Below are 25,763 nucleotides of genomic sequence, written 5' to 3'. Positions count from 1 at the left end.
CCGTGGGAAATATGATTTTTTGAGATGTGAAGCGATCAGCAACAACAACGGCAAACTAACGACCCGTCACCACAGGAGTTGGTTTCTGAAACAGAGGAAAAATGTAGAATTACCGCTTTCATAGAAATGACGTTTGGATTAACAATCAGCTACGGGTGGACGAAAGCTTCATTAGTCTATTAAACATATAGACAAAGTAAGTTAATAGATTTTACTAATGCAACTCTGAGATAAAAAAATTGGGTATCGTACAACAAGAGAAGGGCTTGGGGCTTGGGAAAGCTATGCCAAATTCAAGTACGTCCACTCATCTCACTTTTTACTTCTGACTTTTTACTTTTCACTTCTCACTCCCGCCGCAATCACGCTGCTTTCACCAAATCCTCACTCAGTTTCCATAATGCTTTGCCTAATTCCTTATTTCGGGCGGTAAAAGAAGTACGCGCGGGTTTGGAATCGACAAAGTATTTGCCCGTAACGCCTTCGAGCCAGGGAGCGGTGGCTACGTAAATACTCGTTGCAGCACCTTGTTCGGTGGTTTTGAAAAAGCTTCTGAACAGTTTCATAAAAAATGTAGTAACGCCGTTTCCATTTCCGGCAAAGTTACTGGCTACGGTTCCCGGATGAATCGCATTGGAGGTCACTCCGAAAAGTCGCAGACGCTCGGAAAGCTCGTTGGAAAAAAGAATATTCGCCAGCTTGGAACGACCGTAAACCACCAGGTCATGGTAGATTTTAGGATTGACAAGTTTGTTAATTCCAAAAAATGCAAAATGGTGGGCAGTAGAACTCACGTTCACGACCCGGGCATTTCCGGCAGCTTTCAACAGTTCCAACAATCCAGTTGTGAGCACAAACGGACCAATGTGATTGGTTGCGAAAGTAAGCTCAATGCCATCTGCTGAAAACTGTTTTTCATCCAGAATAAGTCCGGCATTATTGATCAATACATCAATCTTGGTATACCGCTGCCTGATTTCTTCTACTGCTTTTCGTACCGATTTTATCTCTGACAAATCGCACTGAACCACATGTGTTTTCACAAGATCGCCAATTTCCGCCTGCAACTTTTTACATTTATCGGCATTACGGGCAACCAATATAAGATCAAATCCTTTGCGGGCCAGTTCGAGTGACGTCACATAACCAATCCCGGAAGTTGGCCCGGTAACAAGTGCGATTTTGTTCATAGAAATATTGAACTGAATGTAATCAAAGTCAAATAACTGATATGTAAAAAACAGGACATCATGCTACAACATCCTGCTTCTTCCCTATTTCAATGTTTACTTCCTACTGTATACTTTTCTCTTCTCACTTCTCACATTTCATTCCCCAAAAACATCTTTCAAAGCCCTCTTCGCCGCATGATAGCCGCACATGCCATGTACACCGCCACCAGGAGGAGTTGATGACGAGCAGATATACAAACCTTTTGCAGAGGTCCGGTACGGTGACCAGCTCAGCACCGGGCGACTGTATAACTGCCAGATATCCTGAATCCCACCGTTGATATCACCGCCGATGTAGTTTGGATTATATGCTTCCATTTGCATGGCATTCAGCGTATTTCTTTTCAGAATTGTGTCCTTGAATCCGGGAGCAAAACGTTCGATCTGATTTTCGATAGCATTGGTTTGATCCTCTTGCGAACCGTTGGGAACGTGACAATACGCCCAAGCGGTGTGTTTGCCAGCGGGAGCACGCGAATCGTCGAAAAGGCTTGGCTGAGCCAGTAATACAAATGGTTTTTCCTGATGTTTTCCTTCGGAAGTTTGCTGTTCGGAAGTCAGGATTTCTTCATAAGTATTACCCAGATGCACCGTTCCAGCCTTTCGGCAATCTTCGTTTTTGAAAGGAATAGGCTCGCTTAATGCCCAGTCCACTTTAAAAACGCCCATTCCGTAACGGTACTTTTCCAGCCTTTTACGATACGAAGAACTCAGGTTATCCCCTCCTATTTCCAGCAATTGTCTTGGCGTTACGTCCAGCAATACGGCTTTTGAGGGCGGAAGTTCTTTCAGAGATTTAACATGAAATCCGGTCTGGATTTTCCCACCAATTTCCAGAAAATAAGAAACCAGTGCATCAGCAATCGATTGCGAACCACCTTTGGGAATCGGCCAGTTGCCTACATGCGCTGCTGCCATCAGCATCATGCCGATAGCAGAAGTGCTCAGATTTGTCAAAGGCTGAATAGCATGAGCGGCCATGCCTGCCCATAATCCTTTTGCCTGTTTGGTATCAAACCGACCCGCCATCCAGCTGGCAGAAGTAAGCGCTTTTAGTCCAAAACCTGCGAGTTCCAAAGGGTGGCTCGGGAAAGGAAACGGACCGAGCAAATCAGGAAGTAATTTGGGCAGATCGCGCACGGTGGACTGCATCAGTCTCAAGTAATTTTCTTTATCAATACCTAAACCATTGGCAGTTTCATTAAGCGAATGGTGCAGTACACCAGCCGTTCCGTCGTCGAAAGGATGCACTGCTGCCAGTGTTGGATTGATCAGTTCGAGACCGTGTTCCCGCAGCGGAAGGGCGCTGAAAAACGGAGACATGGTAACCATTGGATGCACCGCTGAACATACATCGTGAATGTATCCGGGCAAGGTAAGCTCCTTCGACCGCATACCACCTCCAATCTCATCTTTCCCTTCAATCAACAGAACCGCAAGTCCAGCCTGCCTCAACGTAATAGCCGCAGCCAGTCCGTTAGGTCCAGATCCCACCACAATCGCATCATATTCCTGGTTTGCCACGCTTTGTTTTTTTAATAATTATCCCCGAGTCTGTGCCATAAAAAGGTTACACAGAGATTCAGGGAGTTAAAATGAGAGTCACAGAGTTTTCTAAATTACTCGCTATTTATTTCACATTTGCACCAATTACAAAGGAAACAGGCTTTCGTCTCCATATTGTGCTACTTCGTGAAGTTTTTTTGCGTATTCCTGTGCTTTTGTTTTATCCCCTTTTTGCTTGTAAACCTTGTACAAACCCCAAAGTGCATTGGCGCTGTTAGGGTGTCTTTTTAATAGTTGGCTGTATGCTTTATCGGCCTTTTCATATTCTTTGGCTTTCAGATGAATTTCTCCCAGACTGATCAAAACCGGACGGGCGTACGATGGCGGTTCACTATAACCCATGTCGTCCTCTTTTTTCTTCGCCGCTTCAAGTAAGTCAATGGCCTCTTTGTAATTATTTTCAAGTGCTTTTATGTTGCCTTGCAGTTCAAGCGAACCCACATTCAGGTCACTGATCCTCCTGCCCGCAATCACGTCACTTTCCTCTTTCTGATTGCTGTTTCGCCATAAATAAGCATCCAGAGCATCAGAATTTTTTCTCGCTTCTTCCAGTTTTCCGTTTTTCACCGCATCCATACCAGAAGCAAAAAACACCAGCGCATCTCTGTAAGCCATTGCTTTGCCGCTGTATAACGTATCCTTATTATTGATTGCCTTCAAGCGATCAGCAGCTTTTTTATAAAAACCAAAACAGATCTCCATTTTAGCCGGAGCGATTATTCCCTGATAGAAAAAGCGGCCTTCATATTTTTGCTTCCGCTCTTTGGAAGCCGGCATTTTTTCCAACTTTCCTGCATAATACAAAGCGGTTCCGTAGCGGCCATCTTCGGCACTGTTTGCCAGTAAATAATTCAGATTGTGTATGTAGTTCCAGGTGTCCACCTCAGGAATGCCCTGCTCTTTCATGTAAATACTATCCACGGCAACGGAAGCCTTGAAAGCGTCATAAGCCTTTTTGTACTCACCCAATTTGTAATAAACATGACCAGGCATGTGCACCATGTGACTGGATGAAGGTGCCAGTTTGGGTAACTTGGCTGCACTTTCCAATGCTTGCTCGGGGCAGCAATTTTCCATCAAATGTATCCAGTAATGATGCGCAGCGGCATTTTCGGAGTTTTTCTTTAAAATATCACGAAGTAAATATTCGGAATAAATCTGTCCTTCTCTCGGATTCAACGCCACGTCGTAGCCACCCATTTTACTCAGGGCAAGAAACAGTTTTGCATCAATGTCGTCGGGATATTTGTGCACTATTATTTCAAGCTGTTTCTGGTAATTTTTCTTACCGGCATCGCCGCCGGAATCTCTTTGCAGGATTGCTTCTGCGTACAACTTCTCATGTTCGCCGGCCTTTTCTTTCAGTTGTTTCAATTTTCGAACAGCCAGTTTTTTATCAGCGGCGAACTCGTTTCCTTCAATGGCTCCAACTGCGCTGTATAGCCCGTAATAGGGCATGATGGCGGTTGAATCATTTTTGATGGCTTCTTTAAAAGCACGAAATGCCTCGAAATCCCAGAAACAATGCAGCAACGCAATTCCCTGATCAAAGTATTTTTGCGTAACGGGCGATGAAGTATTTATTTTAAAAGTAGACGCTCCTATTCCCGGTAATGTTTTTGGTGCAGGAAGGTTGTGTACAAACACCGTTTCCTTACGATATTCGAGTATGTGTTCCAGGTGATTGTGATCGTGGCTATCTCCTCCGCTGCTATTGCGACCTTCGGGATCATGATTCTGGTGATCGGTCTGACGTAAACGCTGCGCCTGTGCCAGCGTTGATATTAAACATAGTAAAACAAAAAGTAACCGCATAAAGTGAAGGAACTTCAATATATCATAACTGAATAAAGTGAACCAGTAAGCCTTTATTAAAACAAGGACTTACTGGTTGAAATAAATGCTGCGCAGTGAAGATCAGTGATCTCCAAATCTCTTTTCTCCTGCTGTGATGGCAACGGCCAGCTTATTTTGCTTAGGAGGCAAAGGGCAGGTTGCATAAGGTGAAAACGCGCAGGGAGGATTGGTAGCTTTGTTGAAATCAAGATAGGTGTAACCATCTTTGTCCGGGCCGGAGGCGTACAAGAAACGTCCTGATCCGTAAGTATGTTTTTTGTTGGTTTCATCAGCAAAAATGATGAACAAACTCTTTTCCGAACCTACTGCGTCCAGTCGGTATTCCTTTCCTTTTACGTTAAAAACCAATGTTCCCGGAGAATCCTGATCATCCGTACGCCCGGTAACATCAGTGATCGCGATTTTCTTTCCAGTGGTTGGCTCAAATTTCGCTTTTACTTTCCAGTTTTCTTGAATCGGATAGGCGTCAATGCCTTTGAAATCTTTTAGTTGCTGAGCATCTAGGTCACGCAGACGAACAGCATATTTATCGCCCCGTTTGATGATAAACCAGCGGAGTGTTTTATGTTTTAGCACTACTGGTTTTTCGGAAGGAAAAATTTCCAGATTTTCTACCGGTGTTTCATCCTGAAAAATGGCAGCGTTTTTGTCCGCAACCACGGTCACTTTTCCATCTTTTAAAATGATTTTCCCCAACGTCGCATTGCTTTTGTCTTTTGGGAAAATAATATCGTTATCACTACTTCCTCCAAATGTATTTTCACCCTCTTCCAGCCACAGCAAGCCCACGAGATTGAGCCAGCCGTTTTCGGCTTTAAGACCTTCTACCCTTTTTTTATGCCACTCCTTAATTTCGTTTTCATAAGCCGTGTCTGCCCGGAAAGCAAACAGGATGACACCAAGTAAAAGTAAGGCCGGAAAACTGAATTGTTTTTTCATGTTATGTAATGTTTTGAATAGCGTTGATCTGTCTAAAAGTTCGATAGCGCAAAAATAACAATAATTAGTATATAAAGTTTATAGAGTTTATGTAGATTATCCTTTCAAATTAATTATCCAGATATAATTAAAGGAATCATTTGATAGGTTCTATTTTTTAACGGTTCGTGGTTAAGTATTAATTGTTAATGATGTCGACGCATTCTCAATTGTCGCATTTCTCACAAAGCGTTCCCATGGGACGACTGACACCAGAAGTGTTGATTGTTAATGATGGCGGCACATTCATAATTGTCGGATTTCTTACAAAGCGTTCCTACGGAACGCCCGGAAATCAAACCTTAACGGTTTTCTACCGCACGGCGGACCGTCGACAAAACGTCCCCATGGGACGACTTATGACGGTCATTCTTCATTGTCGCCCGCGACCCCGGTTCATTCTTAATTCTTAATTAACTCCCCTAACTCCTCCCTTCCTCACGTCGCCTTAAACAATACCTTTCCATCTTTTTGAAGATACCACGCCGTTACGGGGTTAAAATGGTAACCCATATTTCCCCCTCGTGCTTCCAGCAATTGTTTTAAAAATGGCTGTACGTAACCGGTTTCGTCTATCGCCCGGCTCATGATTTCGGTTGGCTCGCCGTCCCAGTTCCACAGATAACGGAACGCGGTTATCGATTTGTCCAGCACCGGATCCTGCAAAGCGGCCAGTTGCCAGCTTTTTCCTGCATTCGTACTCACTTCAACACGTACAATTTTTCCACGACCGCTCCATGCGATACCCCGAATTTCGATCCAGCCTTTTTCTACACTGGCCGGATAGGAAGGATAGGTAATGATCGATCGCGTATCCATGGTAAAACTGAACTGCCGTATTTTGGCAGGTCCCACCGACTCGGTGTATTTAGAAGTTTCTTCACGCGTCATGTATGGCTGGTCGGAAACTTCTATCCTTCTGATCCATTTCACGCTGGTATTGCCCTCCCATCCTGGCAAAAACAGTCTGGCCGGGTAGCCCTGCTCAGGACGTACCGCCTCACCGTTCTGTGCGTATGCAATGATTGCATCTTTCCAGCCTTTGGTCATCGGTACGCTTCGGGTCATCACGGCAGCATCTCCTCCCTCGGCCAAAAACCAGGTTGCTTTGCTGCTCACACCCACTTCCCTGAAAAGTGTAGATAAGGCAACGCCCGTCCATTCGCTCTGGCTTGTGAGTCCGCAAATATCCTGGGGCCTAATTTTACCGTCATTTGCACCACGGTAATTGCCCGAACATTCCAGAAAAGCAATGCGGGAAACCGATGGAAACCGTTTCAGATCCGCCAGTGTAAACACCATGGGCTTATCCACCATACCGTGAATAACCAATTCATACTTCGACGGATCAATAGCCGGAACTCCTCCGTGATGACGCTCGTAATGCAAATCGGATGGCGTAATGGTTCCGTAAAGATCCTGCAACGGCGTGCGGGAAGATGTCGGCGACGGTGCTTTAACCGGTTTTTCAAAATCAGATCGTGTGCCAAGCGTTCCTGGTAATACACCCTGAATTTTGGTTGTATCTTCAATCTCTTTATGTGTCATTCCGGCCTGAAACGCCTTGCCCGAAGCTGTTTGCACCAGCACTACCGCAGCAGTGGCAGCCCCGCCCAGTAACTTTCTCCTGCTGAACTTATTATCTTTTTGAATTTCCATCATTGAAATTGTAAACTAACGTATGACCGGACCATCCTCCCGGTCATCGGGTACATAATATTTTTTTGCAGGCATATCTACCTGTGGCAACGTTTTTGCATTCAGAACCTTTTTTGAATCAATCAGCCCATTGGCATGAAGCAGATAGGCGGTCAGGCTATATACCTCTTCATCGGTCAGTGAGCCAGGTTCGTTAAAAGGCATAGCCCTGCGTACATAGTCAAAAACGGTGGTAGCATAAGGCCAATAGTTTCCGATTGCCTTCACCCGGCGGCTTTTCACCGAGGAAGTATCTCCTACAACGAGCCGGTCATTGGGCCCTTCAATACCCGTTGCGCCATGGCATGCACTACACTTGGCGGCATAAATTGCTTTACCAGTTACCGCGTTTCCTTGTCCGGCAGGCAAACCTTTTCCATCCGGCCTGATGTCGATATCGATGGCAGCAATTTCCTTTTCTGTTGCCGGCCTTCCGAAACCGAAACTTTTGGGCCATTCTAATGTGTCTGGCTTTGCTACCAAACCTTCCGATACACGCTCTTGCCAGCCATCGGTATAGCTCCGATAGCTGGCAAGAGACACAAATAACACCGTTATCACAGACAACTTTTTAATCATATTTACCTGCATTCAGGGTGCTTTTTGATAATACATAAGGTCTTTCTACACGGTTTAATACCACATAAATCGAATCTTTATTCTCATTAATTCCGCTCAACACTACTCTTGAACCATCGGTCGTATTGTAGTTCAGAATCATTTTATTACGCTTGTCTTTTCTAGGTTTGGCTGCAAATTCGCGGTCACGGCGTGTGGAAGCTCCTCTCGGATCAAGCATTTTATTTTCATCTCCAATATTGATCAAAGCTGCCTTACTGATCCAGTTATCCCCTTGGCCTCCCTGCTCATTCCTCTCCCCCTGCCCTTTGCCCTTCACTCCACGCACGGCGGTATCCTGCTGACCAGCTCCCTCGCTTTGCCCCTGTGCACCTGCTCCTATTCCATCCCGATAACCCGACCGGTTGTATTTGTCTCTCAGGTACAATACATTTTGAATTGTATCAGCCAGATAGTGAAATACTTTTTGCCCTCCTGCGGTACCTGTGAGCTCGAAAGTTCTTTCCACATCCCGCATCGGTGAGCCGCCGCCGTTGGATAAATCCAGCGGCTGAGGTTTGTTGACTTTGTAAGTCAGCGTTGTCCAGTTTTCGAAAGTAGCCCATTGCCAGCGAACGGAGTCGGTTGGAGAATAAGGTATTTCCTGATTGTTTATTTTGAATTCTGCAACTTCATAATTCCCTCTTAAAGCTTTGATACCCGCAGTTGCCGGTTGTTTGTAAGGATCAAATTTGAAATTGATGTATTGCAGATAAAACAAAAAGAAAACAAAAAGGGCGATTACACCACCTTTCAAGGCATAACGGGTGTATTGCTGCCACTTCTGTGAAAACACCGGATAGTGATTTACAGGGATTGTGAATTTTTCAAGGATCAGCAAATTGTAAAGCTTGGGAATATCTTTTACCAGAATGAAAGCAGCCAGCAAAACGAAGTACGAGCTGTAAGTATGCACCCCGCCATCATAGGCAAAATTGACATATACAATATCACCCAGCGCACCTAAAAGCAGGATTGCACCCAGCGTAGTAGTTGACCGGAAAAACAACAATATACCTGCGGCCAATTCTACCACTCCTGCAAAAACCTGATACCAGGGTACAATACCGATGGAAAGCCAGTATATTTTTTGAAGGGTAAAATCTCCAAAATTGGTGTTCAGCAACCCCAGAGACGGATATGGCATTTGGGTTGGAAGCAATTTTGTAAAACCGAAACCAATGATACCAATACCTGCCCGGTATCTTACCACCACACGCAGCCAGTAATAGAGAATATTGTATTGCAGCGTTTCCGGTTTTTTAAGTTTTGCAATTGCTGTCCAGATCAGTCCGCCCACAACCGAAACCGCAAAGGTGATGATCCAGGTTGCGTAGCCATTCAGTGGGCTCCCAAAAATGGTGCGACCGAACCAGTCAAGACCCGAACCGAAACGTGCCACGTCATACAGATCGCGGTAATGCAGATGTGCCCAGTCAAGTGCGACAAGGTCTTTGTACCAGCCTGCGCTGTTGGGCAGCGACATGCTGATAAAGAATATAAAGGCGATCCTGAAACTTATTTTCTCAAAATCCGACCAAACCGGTCCCGAAGATGTTGTTTTCGGGGCATCAGCTTGTTTTGTAAATATAGGCTCCACCAGCAGCCCTGATCCCTCATTGATGTTTGTAGTTGGCATATTCTTGAAGATTAAATCAGTACCATGAAACTATTAAAGCTTGAACTCACCTCTGCGACCAACCCTTTTCACCTCCTGATAGAGGTATTTTTTATTGATCTTGTCCAACACAACATGAATGGAATCGCGCTTGCTGTCCACCCCGGAAAGGATGATCGTTGAAGAGTCGGGACGGCTGATGTGTAGCGTCAATTTATCCGATGGAATAACCTTATTTGTAAGGCTCAATGTACCGTTTGCCTCGTTTGATTCGTACGAATAGTAACTTCTGCCGCCAGACCCCGCTTCTTCAAAATTCCTGTCCTTATCCTCCTTATGAATGACCTCCACATTGGTTGAATCAATTACAGTCGGGGCTGATGAACGGATGCTCAAGGTGGCCCAGTTTTCAAAAACAACATCTTTCCAGCGAACAGGATCCAGAGCGGAATAAGGAAGAATAGTATTGTTGATTTTGAATTCTTTCACATTGTAAATTCCAGCTGCACCGGCGAGTCCCGGCTTCTGCGGATATTGATACGGATACGTTTTGTAGCCCGCATAGGTTTTGGCACCATACAACACCACGAAGAAGAAAATGAATGCTGTTTTCAAAGCAATTCTTCCGTATTTGTGCCACTGTTTGCCAAATTCCGGATTGAATCGGTTAGGCTTTGTAGGCTGTTCCAGAGATAGCAACTTAAACAACCTTGGGGCATCGAAAGCGAACAGGAAAAGCGCCAGTACGATCAGATAAAAACTGTAAATGTATTCTCCGCCTTCGTAAGCCAGATTTGAAATAAACACGTTGCCTGTGAAAGGAATAATGATCAGTGTGCCAATGGTAGCCGTTCTTCTGTGCAGAAGTAAAAGTCCGCCCAGGATTTCAATGGCGCCTAGAAACGACTGATAGTCGGGCACCACGCCGAGGCTGAGTGCGAACAATTTCCAGGCGTTCAAATCTCCGTAAGCTGTATTGAGATTGCTGATGGAAGGCAGCGGAGCCTGCAAAGGAAACAGTTTAATGAATCCGTAAGCGAGAAGTCCCACAGCCAGCCGGTAACGCACAATGACGCGCAGCCAGTAGTAGAGTTCGTTGTATTCCCGGCTCTTTTTATCCCGGATCGACCAAATTATCCCACCAGCGACCGCAATGACCAGCACCACAAGCCAGTTGGCAAACGTCTCGGGTCCGCTGAAAAAACGAGGTGAATAACGCGCCAGTTCGAAGATATCGCCATATGCCGGATTGAGCCAGTTAATGGAAAAAACCGTACGGTAATACTTCCAGTCGAGCGGAACCGACTGAATTACAAAGTAGATAAAGGCTATGCGGAAAGCATTTTTTTCTAACGCATTCCATTCACCGTTCTCGGTTGGCAAAGCGCTACTCTGCGCAGAACGAGGCTCCTGATATGTGGCTGTGGTTGACATGTGTTGTGATGTTTAGTAGCCTGGATTTTGTTTCAATGCTTTGTCTGTCAAAAGCTGCTCGGCAGGAATCGGAAGCAACAGTTTGTTTGGGTCGTTCACGTTCAGAACAGCTGCCGCTCTCTCCGTACGTACCAGGTCAAACCAGCGGTGCGGTTCCAGTGCAAATTCAATTCTGCGTTCGTTTTCAATAGCCAATAAAATATCCGCTTTGGTTGAAGCAGTCGTTTTAGCAAGTCCGGCCCGCTCACGAACGGCATCCAGATCGGCTATGGCACCAGCTGGTTTGTCCAGACTGGCACGTGCTTCTGCACGGATCAGATACAGCTCAGCAATACGAATCACAAAAGTTGGATCCGTTGCCGGACTTCTGTAATACAGATTGCCATACCACCTGTTCTGATTATCCTTTGCCACCAATGTGTTTCTGGTTCCCCCAATTGCCGGGTCATTCACAAGTGCCACAAATGCGTCATTTGGCGCCCATTGTCTGGTACCGCCATTTTGCTGAGGCTGCCATTGTCCTCGGTGGCTGTTGGTTTCGTTGATACTGTAAAAGATTTCAAAAACCGACTCTTCCGTACCACGCGCATCATTTGCAAAAAAAGCGTTGTAAGGTTTTACCAGTTTATAGCTTGCATCGGCAATCACTTTGTCTGCATATTCCTCCGCTTTTGCGTAATTTTTTTGGTACAAATAATACCTTGCTTTCAAAGCCCAGACCGTCTTGCGTGTTGCCCTGAAACGATCTGTTGTAGCCGGCAACAATGGCTCGGCAAGTTCCAGGTCAGCAATTACCTGTGAATATACTTCGGCCTGCGTAGCTCTTGCAATACCACGATTGTCCTGCGGGGAAAGTGTTGGTTTGGTAATGATTGGCACACCACCCCAAATGCGGGCAAGATCGAAATAACCAAGTGCTCTCAGGAAATAGGCTTCACCCACAATCTGGTTCCGCAACGCATCTGTAAGCAAAGGATCACTTACAGCAGGCACCTTGTCAATTACGTGATTAATGCGATTGAGCGTGGTGTATATCCCGTTCCAGACACCTGAGATTGTAGCGTTCTCCGCGTTTACACTGTGATTGATAAACTCCTGAACCTGCGATTGTGAGCCTGTCCACTGAATGTTGTCTCCCGACAAATATCCTATTGATTGCAGATTGACACTGTAATAGCTACGGAATGAATCATAGGCTCCGCGGATGGCGGTTTCAGACGACACCTTGTCAATAATGGTCTGCTGGTCGGAGATGGATGCGCGTGGTTCCACTTCCAGGAAATTCCCACATGAGCCCAGCGAAAATATGAGTGAGGTGGCAAGAATATATTTAAATGCTTTCATATGGATTCGAATTACAAAGTGATGTTGATCCCAACCTGAACACTGCGTGGCTGCGGAGGTGTACCAAGGTCAATGCCCTGTTCGTTATGCCCGCTGCTCGAACTCGACTCAGGATCAAGTCCGGTGTATTTGGTGATCGTGAAAAGGTTGCTTCCTGTTACGTAAAGTCTCAGTGCGGAGATCTTGCGAACCGGTACGGTGTAGCCAAGTGTGAAGGAACGCAGGCGTAAAAACGAACCATCTTCCAGCCAGCGGCTACCACCATCGCGGTAGTTGTTCACGTTCACGCCGTCGGGACGAGGCACGTCGGTGATGTCTCCCGGGTTTTGCCAGCGATCGTTGTTGCTTGCGAAAATGATACGGGCTGCATCACGAGCTCCGCCGCCTTCTCCAAAAAACTTGTTGTGGTTGTAAACCTTGTTTCCGTATGAGAATGCAAGAAATGCGTTGGCGTCAAATCCTTTGAATGTGAAACTGTTGGTCAGTCCGCCAAAGAACTTTGGCCAGATGCTTCCTACAATCTGACGGTCGGCAATGGTGATTTTTCCATCTCCGTTCACGTCTTCGTAAACTGTATTTCCCGTTTGCGGATCAACATAGAGCTGCTTGTAAACCCAGAATGAATAAAGCGGCGAACCTTGCTGTTGCAGGATCAGACTCCGGCTTCCGTATTCCAGCGGATTTTCCAGTTTTTCAATTTTATTGATGTTTCTGGATACATTAAAACTGGTATTCCAGGTAAAACTTTTCCCCTGAAAATTGACAGAATGGATGGCCAGTTCAAAACCCTTATTGCTTATTTCAGCTGCGTTGCTTCGGTAGTTCGCAAAGCCGGTTGTGCCGGGCAAAGCAAGAGAAAGTAATCCGTTGCTGGTATTTTTCTGGTAAACGTTGAATTCAAGACCTAATCTTTCGGCAAAGAAGGAAACATCAGCTCCGATATTAAACTGATTGGTCCGTTCCCATTTCAGGTTTGGATTGGCTAGTTGCTGGGGAGCAATACCCGCGCCACCCTGATACGACGAGCCGCCGCTCCATAAGCCCAAAGCCGCGAAACTGCCCAGACCGTTCTGATTACCGGTTGTACCATAACTCGCTCTGATTTTAAGATCGCTCAGGAAACTCACATCTTTCAGAAAATTTTCCTGCTTCACGCGCCATGCTCCACCCACAGATGGGAAATAGCCCCAACGATTGTCTGCTCCAAAACTCGAAGAACCGTCGGCGCGGATACTGAAATCGATCAGATACCGTCCTCCGTAGTTGTAATCAATTCTTGAAAAGAAAGACGAAAGGTTACTTTTTGACCAGCTGGATGAACCTGTCGTGGTAGCAGCGGACGAAACCAACTTGAAAGAGTTGTTTGCAAACCCTCTTCCCGTAGACGAAGTTCCGGTAGAAACGTTACTTTGAACCGTATTTCCGACCAGTATGCCAAGTGTATGTTTGGTGCCGAATTTCTTCCGGTACGACAAAGTTTGCTCGTTGATCCAGGTGGTGGCTTGTCCGTTACTTGCCGTTGCCAGTCCATCGGGGCTTCCTGAAATCAGGAAAGTATTCCAATATTCATTTTCGTCGTAGTTGTTAAAATCCAACCCCCAGCTTGTACGGAATTTCAGATTGGGAAGGATGTCCGCTTCGGCATAAAGGTTACCGATATACCTTAAACTCACCGCTTTCACATCATAGTTTTCAAGGAGCAGATCCACGTTATCAAATCCGGCTCTTCCCACCAACACACCCTGCTCATTATAGGGTGACAAATAAGTCGGCGTATGCAAAGCTGCCTGAAGCAACCCTCCCGCCGGACCATCTCCCGCCCTTGCCTGGTTGCGGAAAGTTCTCGAAAATGTGTTGCTGATACCCACCTGAACTTTGTCAGAGATTTTCTGATCCAGATTAAACTTCAAACTCGCACGGTTGAAATCAATCGGTCTGAGAATGGACTCCTGACTGTTATAACCACCACCGAGGTAGTACTTGGTCGTGGCCGTTCCACCGGAAACAGAAAGATCATAGTTTTTAAGACTCGCCGTCCTGAAAACCTGTCCAAGCCTGTCGTAAGTCTGCTGCTCTTCCGGCAAGCCACGGCCACCCTCTGATACAGGACGAAACGGGCGATTGGCGGTCGTGCGGTTTAGCGAAGGTGTGTCTTTCCCGGTGTTGATCCACCATTCATTTACAAGCTGCGCATGCTCAGGACCGGTTGTAAGCTCCCAGAGTTTGGCAGCCTTGGCCACACCTTGCGATACGTTCAGATTGACCTTGGCTTTCTGGTTGAATTTTCCGCGTTTGGTGGTAATCAGAATCACACCATTCGCTCCGCGTGAACCGTATAAGGCAGTTGCTTCGGCATCTTTTAATATTTCCAGACTTTCAATATCCGCCGGATTGATGTCGGCAATGGGCGATGTTGCCTTGCCTCCCGTTCCAACCGTTTGCAAACTACTGCTATTGATAAAAACGCCGTCCACAACGTACAGAGGATCATTATCTGCGTTAATAGAAGTGGCTCCACGTACACGAACAGTAACCGTTTCGCCCGGAACGCCGGTATTGGATGTGATTTGAACACCTGGAACTTTACCTTGCAATTGCGCATCAAAACTTCCCGCGGGGATACTTTTTACATCCGTGGGATCCACCTTGCTGATGGAACCGATCAGATTTTTTCTTTCCTGTGTTCCGTAACCAACCACAATAACCTCGTTCAGTTGTTTTTGGTCAGCTACCAGGCGGATGTTTAAAGAGCTTTGTTTGTTGGTACGAACCTCCTGAGTTACATAACCTACATAGGAAACCACCAGTAAAGCACCGGGTTGGTCTACATTGATTTCAAAATTCCCGTCGGCATTGGTGAGTGTGCCGCGCAGGGTACCTTTTACCTGAATACTCACGCCAGGAATGCCTTCACCAGCAGCATCAGTCACTTTCCCTTTCAGTGAGATGAGCTCCCCTGCATTAACTTTAAGCGTGGAAAAGATTGTAAGGAGCAGAAAAGCAAGAACAATCTGTTTGACAGGTGCCATTATCCGCAAAACGGACATTGACTCCTTAGGAGTAAAATACATACATTTGTCAGATTTAATTTTGGACGATTAGATCAGCTTCCGTCCTGCCACTCCGATGTTCGAGATCGGAAACCGGCAGGGCGGTTTTTTTATTTAGTACAAAGATTGGATGTTCTGAATGAAAAGATCAGCAACAACAGCGAAGACAGCAGGTGAAAAGCAAAAGTTGGTTCATGGGTGATTCAGGAAGTTTTATAACATTGATTAATAACTCTACTTAACTAATAGACAAAGTAAAGTTATATTTTTAGAAATGCCAAATACATAATTGACTTTTTTAAAAAAAAATTGATTTACAGATACATAACTACTATAAATTGAAATGAAGAGAAGATTTACTTTACAGAAAACAAAACAAACGCTATACTATATACGAAATACAATTAAAGTCTATTTAGATGCCAATGATCCGTTAGCACCTATTTCCCCAGAGAAATCAAATTTGAGAACATGCGATATGCTCCCGGCACACCAGCTGGAAGCTGACGAAACCAGCTCAATGTGGTGTAAACATAATTTCCTTTGCCATAACGGGCCACCAGAATTCCGCTGTCCAGCACCTCGCTGCCGGGGTCGTTGCACGAAATCACGGTCTCATATTTGTCCGACCAGCTTGCAGGTTGATACAAACTGCGTTCCTGTACCCAGCCTTCGAAATCCTTTTCGGTGATTTTGTTGGGATAATTCAAAACCTGGCATTCGGGATTAACAAAACGTACTTCCGCCGCTTCCACTGTCACGCGGTTTTTGGACACTGTGAATGGATACGGGCCAAAATCTTTGAGTAACAAACCTTCGTCTGAATTGTATTGTACGATCAGATTGCCACCGTTTTCGACGTATTTGAGCAACACCGAATTGGTTACCTTCAATCTTTCAAGAATGTTATAAGCCCGAACACCCAGAATGACTGCATCAAACTTTTCAAGATTTTCAGCAGTGATATCCTGATCTTCAAGAAGAGAGACCTGATAGCCGATTTGCTGCAAACTGGCAGGAACCAAGTCGCCAGCTCCTTTCACATAACCGATCAGATCGCCTTTTCTAAGGATCTCCGTTTTGACAACCCGCGCTTTTGCTACCGGAAATTGCAACTGTGTAGGAATGTGCGAATGGCAGATTACGGCCAGACTTCTGTTATAGTCCTGACCGGCAAATGTCGCAACGGCATATATCTCACCTTCGCTGGCACTATCTGGTGGGAAAAGTTCAAAATCAATGTTTTGTTCTGCGCCTTTTATTGCCAAATTATACGCCGCTGATTGCGGAAATACGCGCCAGCCTGCCGGTGTTTTAAGCGAAACCTGTCCGCTGACATTCTGCTTTCCTGACTTGACAGAAACGCTTACTTTTTTGCTTTTATGCTGGTCAAACAGATATACCTTTTCATTAATGGATGTAAAAACCGGCGGCGTTACCGCCAGTGGCTGGTAAATTTCACCAAGTATCGGATCTGACTTTTGATAGATTACATCAGCCTTGATATGAAAAGGTTTTCCGTCAATTATCAGGCCGAAACCAAATTGTGCAACCGGAGGATTTTGCGCCAGACCAACCTCAGTCTGCGAAATACCTCCATACATACCCAGACTTCCCACCTCCCGCAGCCAATAGGGCTGCGAGTAAGCTGAGCTTGCGGGGATAATCAATTCTGAGGCAAATTCCACCTTCTGATCCTGATGTAGTGCAATTTTCACAACCGAGTCAGGCCTCTGAAATGGCAATTTGATTTTATCAATCACAACATTCACAGAGGATCGATTGATAGCTTCTACGCTTATTTTGGCTGTTTCTCCTGGGGTATAGGCTGATTCGGAAGTGGTAACTTCAAAATAAAGACCGAGTGCGTCGGTGATGACCTTGTCCAGTTCTGCCAGTTTGACGTTTTTCCAGTAACCATCCGGGAGACGTTCAAGTTTTTCTTTTGCCTCAAAAAGCAGACTGACAACCTTGTGAGGCTGTGCGAAATCATATTCAGCGGCTGCTTTGGTAAACAATGCACTTATTTTTTCATAACCCTTTTCGCGGTTCCAGGTTGTGTTCACACCGTCGAGCAAGTCGGCTGATGCCTTTTCTCCTTTAACATGTTTGAAATATTCTATCAGGTTCCCCCTGAATCCTACCGTCCCAAAACCCTGCGTCCTGTGCTGACTACGGCTTTCGGCGGCTATTTCACCATAAGATTTGCCCAGTAATGCATTATAAATTCCTACATCCAGTTTGATACAATCCGCCTCGTCGTTTTTATCCACCGCATCACGTCTCTGGTTCCACCACATGCCGGCGTTCCAAACCAATCGTTTCGTTTTCCAGGCATTCACATACTTCAGTTGCTGAGGAAAACGGGCAGGATCTGCCGCTGCATCAAATGCCTCTTCCGCCAGAATAGCCGAAGCAATATGATGTCCATGTCCGGCGCGTTCGTCGGGAGGAAAACGGGTTACGATCACATCAGGTCTGAATTTCCGGATCACCCAAACGGCATCTTCGAGCAGTTTTTCTTTGTCCCAAATCGTAAATACCTCCTCTGCACTTTTGGAAAAACCAAAATCAACCGCCCGTGAAAAGAACTGCTGCCCGCCATCAATCCTTCTTGCCTGAAGCAGCTCTTGTGTGCGGATTATCCCCAGATTTTCCTTCACTTCCGTTCCGATCATATTCTGACCACCATCACCTCTTGTCAACGAGAAATAAGCTGTGTTGTACAACTTTTCATTTGCCATGTAAGCGATGAAAGTAGGATTTTCATCGTCGGGATGCGCACCGAAATAAAGTACGTTGCCCAATACATTCAGCTTTTTTATGCTCTGAAATATTTTGGCAGAAGATGGTCGTGAAGGTTGCTGACCGTAAGAACTCACGTGGCTGACAGCGAAAATCAAGGTAAGACCATAAAGCAATAAGGGTGGAAAATTAAAATGCATGATTTCACGAGTGATCATTGGTTTTAACTTAATCTACTAAATATATAGATTATATAATGTAAAGGTAAACAAGGAAAATATGAAAGCAAGCATTTTTATCAAAAATGAATGTTATTGCTTTTCCTGAACCTTGTAGCCTTTACTTTCCAGATGTTCCAAAATGACTTTCCTCGTCGTTTGGTCACTCCGATAAGTGAGCACTACGGAGGTCGGTTCGGCTGTGACCCTTCCCGGCTTCACGCCCGATATCGCTCTAACTTCCTGCTCCAATCTGTTCGGATCGTACTCATTCAGAAAGGTAATTTCCAACCTACGGTGGTTTTTGAAAAAAGCAAACTGTTGCTCCGCAATCCGCTGATTTTCGGATTTGAAAGGTTCGAAGTAACCAATGAACAAACCAACCACGACGATAACCAAACTGAGGTGCATGACTATACGCTCGGTCTGATTGTGAAAAGATTTCTTGCCCATGTAATATTTTGCCAGAACGGTAAACAAATACACCAGCAACAAAAGCTGTATAACCGTAAAAATGGATTTGTAACGAGTAAATATGTTAAAGTATGGCAAAGTACCGGCCGCGGCAGAGAACAAAGGCAATATGCAGCATCCAATATGTAACACACTGAAAAATAAAGAAATAGGCAACGAATAAACAGATTTAAAGGTCATATACTCAATAAAAATTTCTGTGGCTCAATCATTTTTTGTTTATTTGCAACATTGTTGCAAATAAACAAGTTCATCCGTAATGAAAACAATTCAAAGCCTTTTACTCCTTTCCTTCTTCGCTATGCTGCAAGCCTGTTCCGGCAATTCTGAAAAGAGTGAACTGCTCGCAGAAGCCAATCAGCTGCATCTTGAATCGGTTGAAATTCATGAAAATCTTGAAAAGAAACTCAACCTGATGTTGGCAAAAGAAAAGGATCTTTCACGTTTAAAAACGCTCGACAGCCTGCACAACCTTATAGAACTCTGGGAAACCGGCTTGGTAGAGGTTCCGGGCTTTGAGCACGCGCACAGCCATGGTGCCCATCATGAGCACAAAGCAGCACCGGCCATGACCGAAGAATCAATGCTGGAATATCAGAAAAACGGAAAAGAAGCAATACAGGAGTTGGAAGGCGCTTTGAAGAACCTGAGCCAGGCTCAATAGAACTTTTAAAATGAAAACAATTACACTTGCCTTGCTGGTACTTTCGGGAACGCTGGCAGCATCAGAAGTTTCTCCCATTGCAATTAACTGGAAACGGCTCACCGATGTAGAGTTCACCAGAAAGCTGAACAATGAGCTGAGCATGTACTTCCTTTATCCAACTTTTGGACCGTCGGTGACTGCGCTGCGTGGAAAAGAGATTCAGATCAAAGGTTATATGATTCCGGTGGATGAAGAAAACAACATTTATGTGATCTCTGCCCAACCTATGACCATGTGTTTTTTCTGCGGAGGTGCAGGACCAGAATCGATTATAGAATTGCAGCTGCGGAACAAAAAGCAGCGTTTCAAAACAGATGACGTAAGAATTGTTAGAGGCAGACTTTACCTTAACCCCACCGATGTGGAGCATTTGAATTACATTTTGAAGGATGCTGTAGTGGATTGAAACGACGTCCTTACAAACTTCCTCTTCCACACCGTAAACCACCTCCCCTTTTCCGTTCATCAAAAAAACTCTGATACGGTACAGATTTTCAAATATTTTTTCTACATTAAAACCGCGTTTGCACTTTGCTGCTTTGACTCAAGTATTTTCGATCCAGCAACATTATCCTGAATAGATTATAAAAAAAGTTTATAAAGGCCCATTTTCCTCAGAAAGTGGTATTTAAAAAGTAAGTAGCGATAATTTTTCAATTGGCAATTAGAAACGATAGTCAATTTTCTTCTCTACTTTATTAACAAAACAGTTACATATATAACCCTGCCAGCTCATGAATTACCACGAACCGTCAGTGATCTCTATCGCATCTGATCTGCTCTTTTTAAGCGTGCCTGTTCAGCAAGCTAATCGTTTACCAAGGTTAATTCGACACCCCAGAAAACGTTATATCCGGCTTTATTTCCGTTAACGCTACCGGAAACATAAACTACTCATTTAAAGATATTTATAAAAAGACCGTAATTCCTGACACACACAGTTTCTGTTAAACCATTCACCTTAAACAGACGCCACGCCATGTAGAGATCAAACCTTTGTTCACCTTGCGAACCTCGCTGCAAAAGCGGGTACGTTCCCTCACTTTTTTATCAATATCCACCTACCTTTAAAATTCGATTACCATGAAAAGAAAAATACCATTGTTCCTTCTGTGTTGTATGCTGCTTAGCCTGGGAGCATATGCGCAAATCCCTGTTTCCGGGAAAGTTACCGATGTAAACGGCGGCTCTCTGCCGGGTGTTAGTATAGTTGTGAAAGGAACCACTACGGGCACCACAACCAACCAGGATGGAAATTTTGAAATTCCCAATGTCCCTGGCAACAATTCAATTCTGGTTTTTTCATTCGTAGGTTATGCTTCGCAGGAAATGACTACAGGTAGTAAGAGGATATTTAATGTAACCATGGCGGCGGACGACAAGCAACTGGATGAAGTTGTGGTAGTTGCTTATGGAACCAGCAAGAAAAAAGACCTTACGGGCGCAGTAAGCACGGTAGATTCCAAAACCATTGCTGTACAGGCCAACTCCACAGTAACCAGGGCGCTCGAAGGTGTAGTGCCAGGATTACAGGTTTCAGCAGTGGACGGTCAGCCCGGTCTGGATATGGGAATAAGGCTGAGAGGTGCAGGATCTACGAGCCAAAACAGTTCAAACGCACTTATTGTAATTGACGGCGTGCCGGCAGAACATGAGAACGCACTATCTTCCATCAGTCCCAAAGACATTGCGAGCATCAGTGTGCTGAAAGACGCCGCCTCCACTGCCGTATATGGGTCAAGGGGTGCTAATGGTGTGGTGCTGGTAACCACCAAAAGAGGCACAAAAGGCAAGGCAAGGATAGGGTTTGAAGGACGCTGGGGAGTGAATTATGCCGGTGCTCTTAAATTTGACAAAATCACCAATTCCAAAGACATATACGAATACGCCTGGCAGGCGATATACAACTCGGTTCGTTATGGTGTAGCGGGTACGCCTTCTACCAATAATACTTCCAGCACCAACCTGCAAAACCCGAATATGTCACATGATGCAGCGGCCCAGTTTGCGAGTGCACATTTGTTTGATTATACCGGATCTACCACAAACTTTCAATCCAATTTGCTTGGTAACTGGATGTTATATGACGTTCCGGGAGCGGTATACACCACCACAGGAAGCGGTGTATCGGCAAGTGCGACCATGTCGGGAGCGTATCTGGTGAACCCTGACGGAAAGCTAAACCCGAATGCGAGAGAGCTATACCCTGCGGGAAGTTATGACGATTTCTTTCTGGAAAAAAAGCTGCGCCAGGAATACAACCTGACAGCCAGCGGAGGAACAGATAAGATTGATTACTTCACTTCATTGGGTTATCTGGAAGATCCGTCATATATCCGTGGTTCCAAATTTGCACGTTACAATGTACGTTCCAACGTGAATGCACAATTGTATGATTGGCTGAAAGTGGGCGCAAACATTGGGTATACCAATAGAAACACCCAATCGCCCGCAACACGGTTTGGACGAAACCCGGGTTCAACAACGGCAAACGTATTCCGCTGGATCAATGGACAGAGTCCTTTGATTTCTTTGTTTGCCAGGGATGATAAAGGGAACATCAAGAAGAATCCGGATGGATCAGACATGGTTCATGTGAAAGCAGGAGATACCTACTCTCCACTGGGTTTGACAAAGATACCAACCTCCGAAGCCAATCTGATCAAACTGCTGGACGACGATATTGATACCCGTGCGTCCAATGACCTGAACCTGAAAGGTTATGCTACTTTTAACTTTTTGAAGGATTTCAGTCTCACAACCAACATCTCATATGACCGATTCTCGGAAACCAGAACACGCTATGGAAATTCCGGAACGGGACCTTATGTATCAACCGGTGGGGCATTTGGAAAGACCTATCAGAACGTCTCGATTCTGGATGCGCAGCAATTACTGAACTGGGGACATACCTACGGAAAACATGCGGTGACCGGAATGGCAGGTCACGAATACTACGAATACAACCTCGAAAACATGAACTACAATGCGGCATACGGACTGATAGACGGCTTTCCGGCTTATGCCAATTTCGTAGGACGTTACACCGGAGGCACCTTCCCGGCACCGGGTGGCAACATGATCAAAACAGCAATGGAGAGTTATTTTGGTCGGGCAAGTTACATTTATGATGAAAAATACTACCTGGAAGCTTCCGTTCGCCGTGATGGTTCATCCAAATTCAAGTATTCAAACAACCGCTGGGGAACATTCTGGTCTGTCGGTGGTGGATGGAGACTAAGTGCCGAGAACTTCATGAAAGGTACCAAATCATGGCTGAATGATATGAAGATACGTTCAAGTTATGGCTTGATTGGTAACCAGAGTGGAATTGGAAACTACTCAGGATACCAGTTGTGGTCGTATGGAGCGGTTTACACATCCGCCACATCGGGTACGGGTATACCGGCATCATATACCCTTACACAGGGAGCGTTCGTAAATGACGGACTGAGCTGGGAAAACACAAGAACTTTTGACGTTGGTGTAGACTTTACGATGTTTAACCGCGTTCACGGTTCTGTTGACTGGTACAACAAACACACAATCAACTCGGTTTACAATCAACCTATTGCGATTTCTCTGGGACAAGGCACACTGACCAAAAACTCAGCAGGTTTACGCAACCGTGGTATTGAAGTGGAGGTGAATGTTGACATCATCAAGAGCAAAAATATTAACTGGACCGTCGGGCTTAACGGAACACATTACACCACTATCCTCACGAAAGTACCGGCCGGTATTGGTTCCAAAGAGCTGAACGGTAACTGGACTGCGGGCGTTGATGGTTGGGCTGCCAACGGTGGAGGTTCTACAACTGAAACTGCCTATTTGCGCGGCGTCGGAAAAGACTATTACAACCTGTATTTTTTCAAATATGGCGGTGTTGATAATAAAACAGGGCTTCCATTGTTTCATCACCGTGTAACAGAGGCAGATCATACTTCCGGAAAATTCGGAGATACGAAGGTTGGTGATGACATCAAAACCACAGATTATTCTCTGGCAAGTCGCTACGAAATGGGTAGCGCGTTGCCAAAATGGATCGGTGGATTCACAACTTCCTTCCGCTACAAACAATTCGATTTCTCGGCCATTCTTGCTTATCAGCTGGGTGGAAAATTCATGAGTGTAGAGTATGCCAACGGCCTTTATACCAACGGAAGTATCGGAAGCGCACTGTCTGCGGAGCTGATCGGCAACACCTGGACACCGGAAAACCCGAATGCCAAATTCCCTATGGCATTTTACGGAACCGGCGCTCCTTACACCAACGGCTCCACATTCGGAAGCTGGCTGTATACGGACATGGGTCTGTTCAGTGCGTCATACCTGAACATAAAAAACCTCTCGATTGGCTACAACCTGCCTGCATCATTACTGTCGAGAATCAAGGCGAGCAATTTCCGTGTGTTTGCATCGGCGGATAACATCGCGATGATCACAGGACACTCTGGTTATGATCCGCGGATGTCGCTGGTGGGCGGCCTTGAAGTGGGCGCCTACGGCTATCCTTACATGAGTACGGTCTCAATGGGAATTAACCTTACTTTCTAAGAACCTTTAAAGTAATCACAAGATGAAAAAATATATTTTAGCTCTCGTGGCAACAGCCATATTCAGCGCATGTTCGGACAAGTTGGAGATCACACCTCCAAACAACATCACCGACGAACAAATACAAAAATTACTTGCTTCCGGTAATGCAGAATCCATCAAACTCGTAATGGGAAGTATGGCCAATGCCATGCCGCAGCAATTCAACTTCGGCGGCATTGCAGGTACCGGTAGTGCAGATATGTACAGCAGCAACCAGGGGCTCGACGTGATGAGAAATCTGGAAGGAAATGATGTCGTTTTGGGCGATGTTCTGGGATTGAGTGCATTATGGGGTGCACCAGAATACGGCATGGACAACTTCACATCCACAGCCTCCAACAAAAACATGGTGTACTGGAATTATGCATGGAACTGCATTAACCAGGCCAATAAAATGCTCAATTTCCTGACCGATGAAATCGTTGGGAGTAATGAGTTTCTGAAGAACTGCAAAGCACGTGGCCTCGTTGTACGCGCCTACGGTTATAATTACCTGATGGAGAATTACCAGGATGCCTACCTGCAAGGCGGAAAAGACAAACTAGGGGTGATGCTGTACGAGAAGTTTTCTCCTACTCAACCAAGCAAGCCGCGGGCTACATCCGCGGAAACTTACACGTTTATAAAGAAAGACCTCACCATGGCAATCCAGTTGCTGATCGACTCCAAGACAGGGCACACAGCCGACATTACGGATATTGATCTTGGTGTGGCTAATTTTCTGCTTGCCAAAGTTTCCGTCTGGACGGGTGACTGGAACACGGCTGTTACAGCCGCAGATAATATTCTGGATGCCTACCCCCGCCTGATGAGCCAGGGCCAGTATGGAGGAACCAACACCGGAACTGCTAAAGATCCTATCTATTTGCCGGAATCCAACGGTTTCCTCAACAACGCTTCCAACCCTGAGGTAATACTGGGTTTTCCGGTGGGACAGGCGAAGACATTTCATAACGTTTATACCAATCCATTTGGTGAAGGAAATGGTGGTAGATTTCGGGCGTATAAAAGAATCGACAACAGACTTTATGAGAAAATGCCAGCGAACGATTATCGCAAGGACAATTTCATGGCAGAAGACTTCGGCGACTACACTTACCCTGTTGACAAAACAGTTGCTTTTATACCAAAATACACCAATCTGAAGTTTGCTGCTACGCACGGTATTGGCAGTGTGAACAAAAACGAAGTCGGAACTGTAACCTGTTATTACATGCGGACCTCAGAAGTGCTTTTAATGAAAGCAGAGGCACAGGCACAACTTGCCAACGAAGCAGGAGCCAAAGCCACGCTGAATAAATTGCTCGCAGCCCGTACCAAAACAGGAGCCACCCCGCTTACCGTTGACACTTATCCTTCCATGGCCGGACTTACAACACTGCAAATGGTTCAACTCCAGACCCGTATTGAGCTTTGGGGAGAAGGCGGTCGAGAGTTTTACAACAACAAACGATGGAACATTCCGGTTGATCGTAACAGCTCTCAAAATCATATGGTAAAGGTTGTTTATCCGGTTGCAAATATGACCTTGCAAATTCCTGAAAGCGAGATTTTGTATAATCCACTTGCTGTTCAGAATTAGCGCTTCGCAGTTTTAAGTTAATAGTTTTGAGTTTTACAGTAAAA

16 protein-coding genes are annotated in these 25,763 nt (G+C 45.4%); 4 read left to right on the top strand and 12 right to left on the bottom strand.

Annotated features, from left to right (window positions below; all coding sequences use genetic code 11):
- Nucleotides 1-362: 362 nt before the first annotated feature.
- The 12 genes from LZG71_RS08190 to LZG71_RS08135 form a co-directional block, all read right to left on the bottom strand.
- Entirely contained in the window at nucleotides 363-1,190 is an 828-nt protein-coding gene (locus LZG71_RS08190; protein WP_233818886.1) for an SDR family oxidoreductase, read from the bottom strand.
- Between the two features lie 138 nt (nucleotides 1,191-1,328).
- Nucleotides 1,329-2,756: an NAD(P)/FAD-dependent oxidoreductase gene (locus LZG71_RS08185; RefSeq protein WP_233818884.1), complete on the bottom strand. Its 1,428-nt coding sequence runs from the start codon at nucleotides 2,754-2,756 to the stop codon at nucleotides 1,329-1,331.
- Between the two features lie 126 nt (nucleotides 2,757-2,882).
- Entirely contained in the window at nucleotides 2,883-4,613 is a 1,731-nt protein-coding gene (locus LZG71_RS08180; protein ID WP_233818882.1) for a hypothetical protein, read from the bottom strand.
- A gap of 102 nt (nucleotides 4,614-4,715) precedes the next feature.
- On the bottom strand, nucleotides 4,716-5,594 hold the full coding sequence (locus LZG71_RS08175) for a DUF1684 domain-containing protein (RefSeq protein ID WP_233818880.1): 879 nt from the start codon (nucleotides 5,592-5,594) through the stop codon (nucleotides 4,716-4,718).
- Between the two features lie 477 nt (nucleotides 5,595-6,071).
- Nucleotides 6,072-7,295, bottom strand: coding sequence for a sulfite dehydrogenase (soxC, locus tag LZG71_RS08170; protein WP_233818878.1), 1,224 nt, complete (start codon nucleotides 7,293-7,295; stop codon nucleotides 6,072-6,074).
- 12 nt (nucleotides 7,296-7,307) lie between these two features.
- Nucleotides 7,308-7,910 carry a c-type cytochrome gene (locus LZG71_RS08165; RefSeq protein ID WP_233818876.1) on the bottom strand — a complete coding sequence of 201 codons (603 nt, stop codon included), beginning with the start codon at nucleotides 7,908-7,910 and terminating at the stop codon, nucleotides 7,308-7,310.
- Nucleotides 7,903-9,588 carry a hypothetical protein gene (locus LZG71_RS08160; RefSeq protein ID WP_233818874.1) on the bottom strand — a complete coding sequence of 562 codons (1,686 nt, stop codon included), beginning with the start codon at nucleotides 9,586-9,588 and terminating at the stop codon, nucleotides 7,903-7,905. Before LZG71_RS08160 ends, LZG71_RS08165 begins: the two co-directional genes overlap by 8 nt.
- A 33-nt stretch (nucleotides 9,589-9,621) precedes the next feature.
- The gene (locus LZG71_RS08155) at nucleotides 9,622-11,001 is read right to left on the bottom strand and encodes a DoxX family protein (protein ID WP_233818872.1); all 1,380 of its coding nucleotides are present in this window, start codon (nucleotides 10,999-11,001) and stop codon (nucleotides 9,622-9,624) included.
- 12 nt (nucleotides 11,002-11,013) lie between these two features.
- Nucleotides 11,014-12,345: a RagB/SusD family nutrient uptake outer membrane protein gene (locus LZG71_RS08150; RefSeq protein ID WP_233818869.1), complete on the bottom strand. Its 1,332-nt coding sequence runs from the start codon at nucleotides 12,343-12,345 to the stop codon at nucleotides 11,014-11,016.
- An 11-nt stretch (nucleotides 12,346-12,356) separates the two neighbouring features.
- Entirely contained in the window at nucleotides 12,357-15,416 is a 3,060-nt protein-coding gene (locus tag LZG71_RS08145; RefSeq protein WP_233818867.1) for a TonB-dependent receptor, read from the bottom strand.
- A 419-nt stretch (nucleotides 15,417-15,835) separates the two neighbouring features.
- Nucleotides 15,836-18,358 (bottom strand): PIG-L family deacetylase, encoded by a 2,523-nt coding sequence (locus LZG71_RS08140; protein ID WP_233818865.1) that lies wholly within the window; start codon nucleotides 18,356-18,358, stop codon nucleotides 15,836-15,838.
- A 93-nt stretch (nucleotides 18,359-18,451) separates the two neighbouring features.
- Nucleotides 18,452-19,012, bottom strand: a complete 561-nt coding sequence (locus tag LZG71_RS08135; protein WP_233818863.1) for a hypothetical protein — start codon at nucleotides 19,010-19,012, stop codon at nucleotides 18,452-18,454.
- A gap of 79 nt (nucleotides 19,013-19,091) precedes the next feature.
- On the opposite strand from LZG71_RS08135, the gene LZG71_RS08130 reads away from it, so the two are divergent.
- The 4 genes from LZG71_RS08130 to LZG71_RS08115 all read left to right on the top strand — a co-directional run bounded on the left by LZG71_RS08130 (nucleotide 19,092) and on the right by LZG71_RS08115 (nucleotide 25,719).
- Nucleotides 19,092-19,496 (top strand): hypothetical protein, encoded by a 405-nt coding sequence (locus LZG71_RS08130; protein WP_233818861.1) that lies wholly within the window; start codon nucleotides 19,092-19,094, stop codon nucleotides 19,494-19,496.
- A gap of 10 nt (nucleotides 19,497-19,506) precedes the next feature.
- The gene (locus LZG71_RS08125) at nucleotides 19,507-19,944 is read left to right on the top strand and encodes a DUF3299 domain-containing protein (protein ID WP_233818859.1); all 438 of its coding nucleotides are present in this window, start codon (nucleotides 19,507-19,509) and stop codon (nucleotides 19,942-19,944) included.
- A 677-nt stretch (nucleotides 19,945-20,621) separates the two neighbouring features.
- Nucleotides 20,622-24,095: a SusC/RagA family TonB-linked outer membrane protein gene (locus LZG71_RS08120; RefSeq protein ID WP_233818857.1), complete on the top strand. Its 3,474-nt coding sequence runs from the start codon at nucleotides 20,622-20,624 to the stop codon at nucleotides 24,093-24,095.
- Nucleotides 24,096-24,117: 22 nt separating this feature from the next.
- Nucleotides 24,118-25,719 carry a RagB/SusD family nutrient uptake outer membrane protein gene (locus LZG71_RS08115; protein ID WP_233818855.1) on the top strand — a complete coding sequence of 534 codons (1,602 nt, stop codon included), beginning with the start codon at nucleotides 24,118-24,120 and terminating at the stop codon, nucleotides 25,717-25,719.
- The last annotated feature ends 44 nt before the right edge of the window (nucleotides 25,720-25,763 follow it).

Source organism: Dyadobacter sp. CY312 (genome assembly GCF_021390535.1).
Lineage (GTDB): Bacteria > Bacteroidota > Bacteroidia > Cytophagales > Spirosomataceae > Dyadobacter.
Note: the sequence above shows the minus strand (reverse complement) of the source record. Positions and strands in the feature narration are given on the sequence as shown.